Source organism: Nocardia amamiensis NBRC 102102 (assembly GCF_001612745.1).
In the GTDB taxonomy this organism is placed as follows: Bacteria; Actinomycetota; Actinomycetes; order Mycobacteriales; family Mycobacteriaceae; genus Nocardia; species Nocardia amamiensis.
Map to the genome: position 1 here is coordinate 1 of NZ_BDBA01000074.1, position 5,118 is coordinate 5,118.

Consider the following 5,118-nt stretch of genomic DNA (forward strand, 5'->3'; position numbering starts at 1 on the left):
CTTAGGCGAGTTCCGCGACTGACTTGTTGCGCAGCTGTGCGAGGGATTCCAGCAGCATGGTCCTCGTCGCAGACGCGCAGGCTGAACGTGCTGTTATCGGCATGCGGCGAGGAAGAACTGCCGACCATCGGCCCCTCCTGGATTGTCGTGGAGACCCACACCCGATGTGGGACGTCGAGCTATGGATGGGTGTTCGTTTGTCTGTCGTGGGGATTGTCGGGTTCGTCGTTGCAGCCGAGCAGGGCGTCGAAACATTTGAGGGTTGGTTTGAACATGTGCTTGAGGGTCGGTTCGGCGCGTCGATCCGCCTCCTGGCGTGCCCATGCGAGCAGCCCCTCGCGGAGGGAGGGAAGTCCCGCGAGGTCGAAGTCGTAGGGTCCATCGGGTTGTGGCGTAGTCGAATCGGTCATCCGGCGTCTCTCTGCCTCGTGGACTTCAGCCCCTGGGCGGCCGCTTGTCGGCCACCAGTCGGTTGTCGCGTCGATCCATCGGCCTCCGAGTGCCAGAACGGCTGGTCGGGCAAACGAAGATCAATTACAGCCGGGTGCGTGTTGGTGAGTCCACCACCCCAAGGGCTGAAAATCCTCCCCCTGAAGACGAGCTTCAGCTGAGGGGCAGCACGCGGCGGGCATAGCCGATGGATGTTCGCTCTTTGGTTGGAAGTGCTCGGTGTCGTGATGGGCGTTGACCATGTGGCGCAGGAGCCTCTGTGGTGAACCGTGCCGTGCGATGCGATCTATCACACCATAGCACCGATGTATCCATCGCCTCGGTTCGATGCTATGGTTCAAACACGAAACTACAGTGCATCGCATCAGGTGGCTTGGGTGTTACTCGCAAAAGAGCGATCCGATGCATTGAACCAGAGAAGCCGTAGAACCGTATCGCGTCTGTTCGCCACATACGGAACGGAGAGGGAATTACCCATGACGAAATCTGCATCATCGCCCGCGACCAGCACATTCAGTGTGCGCCTGCTCGATGAGGACTATCAGACGCTGACCAGCATCGCGAAGCTTCGCAACAAGTCGGTCGCGGAACTTGCCCGCGAGTTCCTCATCGACGGCATCCGCAATGCGCTCGACCCGGCCGTGATCGAGGACATGATCGAAAAGGAGAAGCAGCGGCTCCTGCGGGCAGCGGAGGAGATGCGCGGGGCCCGCGCCCCTGGCAGCTGACCAAGTGCCTGGAATGGACACCACCAGTCACGTGCGGCAGGGTCGTGGCTTGGACGCCGATCGGCCCGGAATGCAACCACTTCGGCAGTCCGCGCAACCTCTGAGCCACCGGCAGGTCGCACAGGATTTGGCCGCCATCATGTTCAGGCGCAGCCCGCGCAGCGGAGATTCACGGCTGCTCGTCGTCCGGCCGGATGATGTGCCCATTGCTGGCGAGCAGGGGGAAGATCCGCCGATCGCCCAGGGGCGGCTAGTGCCAGCGGATGAATTCGTCGAACTGCTTCGAAAGATGCTGTCCAGCATGACCTTCAGTGAGCTTGCATCGGACATTGCCGTCTTGCGCAGAGTCGATGTGGGGGGCGACTGCGGGGCACTGTCGTGTCCATATCGTCATGCCCTTCGCTCCTCGGACTTCGCTGGTCGGCGGATGGCGGGGCCGCGGCACCCCCGGGATGTGGTGGTCGCCGAGAGTGCGGCGGGTCTGAGTCGGCTGGTCGACCGCTGCGCTAGTCCGCTAGCCGGTTCTCAATGTTCCTCAGCCGCACAAGCGACTGTAGTGATAGAACCATTGAACCGCAAGCACCAATAAATCTTCGGTTCTGTCTGCCGGGAAAGTTGAAGGGGACGGCGTGGGCCGTCCCCTTCATAGATGTGCCGTCTTTGATGTATAGAAACTACAGGTCAGGTGGGCAGAAGTACGCGCTCCGCGCATCTCCTTCGCGGCCCGCAGGAGTCGCTGCTTCTCCTCTTCGATCATTCGCTCGATGACGACTGGATCGAGCGCATTGCGTATGCCTTCCATGAGGAGCCGGGGACGCGCACCACCCCGCCCACACCCTGGCGACTTCGGACAAAGGATGGCGAACCGCCCTTTCCATGTCCTAACAGTAATACCGAGAACCCCTGTAGTTTCAGAACCGTTACACCAATGTGGTTGCAGAACTATTGGTTCACTGGTTTATTGGTTGGTGTGCCGCAATGAGTGGCGTAGGAGAGAGATCAGGAGACAACAGTGATCAAGTCAGCACTTCGCGCGGCTCTGGTGGCAGCAGCGGCTACGTCGCTCCTCGTACTGGGGGGTGCTCAGGCATCGGCCGTACCGACGCTGAATCCTTTGCCGGTGCCGGGCGGACCCTTCGATGGCGTCCTCTACGACGACCCGATGCCGCCGGGATCAGTGGGCTACGCCTGCGTAGTCGGGGCGCCGACCGTCGGCGTCGGATTCGGCGCGAACGCCCCGGGCAGTTTCGGGATCGTGAACGGGCTGTTCTTCAGCCCCGGACCGGTCTCGGGTACTTGCCTGAACACCAGCCTCGGGTTCGACCCCGTCGCGGGGTCTGTCGGATAACGACAACCACCCACCGACGCTCGGTTTCGCCTCGGTCGACCTTGCCCGCACCAGGGCCCGAGGTTGGCCATAGCGCCCAGGTGAACCGGCGTCGGTGGGTTCCAGTGGTTTGGCGCGAAAACAACGGATGGCAGTGTCCGTAGACCTTTGATTCTGCAATTGGGCCGCTCGAGGTTGTTTCCGGTTTATCACGCGGCCGCCATCGGTGCTCGACGCATGAACTCCGACAGCGGGATGTGGCACGAATTCGGGACGACAGTCAGGCAGGCGATGTCCAGTTGGACACACACGGCACAGTTCGTCGTGATCGCGGTGGTCGTGACGACGTACCTTGAGCCAATCCACTGGGTTCGAGCGCTTTTCCCCGGCTAACCTCCGAACGATAAGGACGTCGGGCGATGACAGCACCCACACGTGATGGTTGGTCGGCTGGCGACCGAGCTTGTCATGCTGCACGTTGAGTGCTGCAAGCCCAGCTTGCGAAACATCCAATGGGCGGCAGAGAGACGGCGCCGATCGCTGCCTCGTTCCACTGCTGGTGACGCGCTTTAGTGGAAACGACGGCCATCTCTGCCGACGGTGCTCGACTTCCTGAACGCTTGATACTTAGCTGCCGAGAACTGTAGCCAGCAGGCCGGAATCGACATTGCCCCCAGACAGAACGGCGACTGTCCGGCCGGGCGAGAGCTGCTTCTTCTGGTACAGATAGCTTGCTGCGGTGACTGCGCCACTCGGCTCCACGACCAGGTGTGCAGAGCGCGCCAATTCCCCTACAGCGGAGAGGATCTCGTCCTCGGAGACAGTAACGATAGCGTCGAGGTACCGGTGCAAGTGATCGAAGGTGAGCTCTGACAGGTTGGTGCGCAGGCCATCGGCAACCGTCCGTCCAGTACGAGCTATTGGCCAGGTTGTCAGTCGCTTGTTCTGTAGGCTCTCTGCTGCGTCGGCGGCCAATTCGGGTTCGATACCGATCACCGTGGCGGAGGGCTGCAGTGTCTTGACCGCTGCAGCGACTCCTGAAGCGAGTGCACCGCCGCCGACCGGGACCAGAACGACCTCCACATTCGGCAGATCCTCCACGATCTCCAAACCGACCGTACCCTGACCGGCGATAACGTCGAGATGGTCGAACGGTGGGATCAGTGTCAGGCCGCGGTCGGCTGCCAGTTGCTCAGCGTGTGACTTTCGCGTGGCCGGAGGAACCATCACGATCTCTGCTCCCAGCGTACGGGTTGCCTCGACTTTCACCGACTTGGCGTCATCGGGCATCACCACGGTGCAGGGGCAGCCGAAGGCGCGTGCTGCGTAGGCTAGGGCTTGGGCGTGATTTCCCGAAGAGTACGTGATCACACCGGCGTGCCGTTGGTCATCGTGGAGTTGACTGAGTGAGTAGTACGCGCCGCGGATTTTGAACGCGCCCGTGGTTTGCAGGCACTCCGGTTTGAGCCAGAGACCGTCGGAACTTCCCACCCACGGGCAGCGAAGCAGTGGCGTGCGTACGACCACGCCCGCCAGGGCAGCCGCGGCCTGGCGGATGTCGGCAATCGACACCAGGTCCATCTGATTCACATTTCGAGGTCGCTCGGCCGCAGCTGATTTTGCCGGTTTGGTCATCGTGACACCACCGCGATCGCGTCCACGGTGATCTGTCGGCCGCCGGCCAGCCGGACGATCGCCGCAGTCCTGGCGGGTGGATTGACAGGGAAGGTCTCAGTATAGACGGCGTTGATGACTGGCAGGAGAGCTGGATCTGCGTACAGAACTGTGGTCTTCACGATGTGGTCGAGATCGGCGTCAACGGATTTCAGCACCTTGGCAAGGTTGGAGAAAGCCTGTCGGCACTCTGCCTCGAAACCACCGTCCGGCACTTGCTTAGTCACCGGATCAACCCCGGCCTGGCCGGAGACGAATACCAAGTCGCCAACCTTCACCGCGGGCGAATAGGGCCCCAACGTGATTGGCAGATCAGCTCCCTCGACGAGTTCGTTTGTCAATGTAGACACGCCTTCCGTCTCTCTTTCTTAATCTTAGGCTGCGCCGGGCGACTAACTCCTGGTTTGAGATCAGGCTGTTGGGAACAGTTGCATCCAGTGATGTGGTGTGGGATGAGAGCTCCGCTAGGTGGAGACAGATTCCAGTTCTGACTGAAACCGGTTGATGGTAGCTGGCTTGCAGCTGGCCGAGAGATCACCCACCCGGTGCCGCTAGACGCGTCAAGGTTTACCTGCCATGGATGGCGTCCTCAGCTTTGTCATGGCTCTGCCGCATCAGCCGGTAGGGCAGCTTGGTCTTCGGTAGAGAATGGGTCCTCCATCAAAGCATTGTCGTAGCTGGCACCGAACGGGCCTCATTGATCACTCGTTTACGTTGCGGGACAGCGTATTTGACTGTGATGCGGCCGTTCTGTCATGGCATCTCATGAACGGCCGTACTGATGCGGGTTGCGGTTTAGGTGTTGTCGACCAAATGGGGGATACGCACTGTCTGAGCACGCCAGCACCAGCGACGATCGGTCGGGCGGATTGCGGATGAGACGCTGCCGGAGGTCGGCGGAGGCAGTGCGTGATCGAGAATGTCGGCTGCCAGGGGGAA

5 protein-coding genes are annotated in these 5,118 nt (G+C 61.1%); 2 read left to right on the forward strand and 3 right to left on the reverse strand.

The window, feature by feature from the left end:
* Positions 1-179: 179 nt before the first annotated feature.
* Positions 180-410 carry a hypothetical protein gene (locus NA4_RS15670; RefSeq protein WP_067470368.1) on the reverse strand — a complete coding sequence of 77 codons (231 nt, stop codon included), beginning with the start codon at positions 408-410 and terminating at the stop codon, positions 180-182.
* A 516-nt stretch (positions 411-926) separates the two neighbouring features.
* Between NA4_RS15670 and NA4_RS15675 the strand changes: the two genes are divergently transcribed.
* Positions 927-1,178: a DUF6290 family protein gene (locus NA4_RS15675; protein ID WP_067470369.1), complete on the forward strand. Its 252-nt coding sequence runs from the start codon at positions 927-929 to the stop codon at positions 1,176-1,178.
* A gap of 1,120 nt (positions 1,179-2,298) precedes the next feature.
* A complete protein-coding gene (locus NA4_RS15680) occupies positions 2,299-2,526 on the forward strand; it encodes a hypothetical protein (RefSeq protein ID WP_084497119.1) in 228 nt (75 codons plus the stop codon).
* A gap of 606 nt (positions 2,527-3,132) precedes the next feature.
* On the opposite strand, the gene NA4_RS15685 is transcribed toward NA4_RS15680, so the two are convergent.
* Positions 3,133-4,140, reverse strand: a complete 1,008-nt coding sequence (locus NA4_RS15685) for a threonine ammonia-lyase (protein ID WP_245671389.1) — start codon at positions 4,138-4,140, stop codon at positions 3,133-3,135.
* A complete protein-coding gene (locus tag NA4_RS15690) occupies positions 4,137-4,520 on the reverse strand; it encodes a RidA family protein (protein WP_067470372.1) in 384 nt (127 codons plus the stop codon). Before NA4_RS15690 ends, NA4_RS15685 begins: the two co-directional genes overlap by 4 nt.
* Between the last annotated feature and the right edge of the window lie 598 nt (positions 4,521-5,118).

Bases quoted from the DNA above. Each gene is read 5' to 3' on its own strand.
- NA4_RS15670 (WP_067470368.1), bottom strand. From the start codon at position 410: ATGACCGATTCGACTACGCCACAACCCGATGGACCCTACGACTTCGAC.
- NA4_RS15675 (WP_067470369.1), top strand. From the start codon at position 927: ATGACGAAATCTGCATCATCGCCCGCGACCAGCACATTCAGTGTGCGC.
- NA4_RS15685 (WP_245671389.1), bottom strand. From the start codon at position 4,140: ATGACCAAACCGGCAAAATCAGCTGCGGCCGAGCGACCTCGAAATGTG.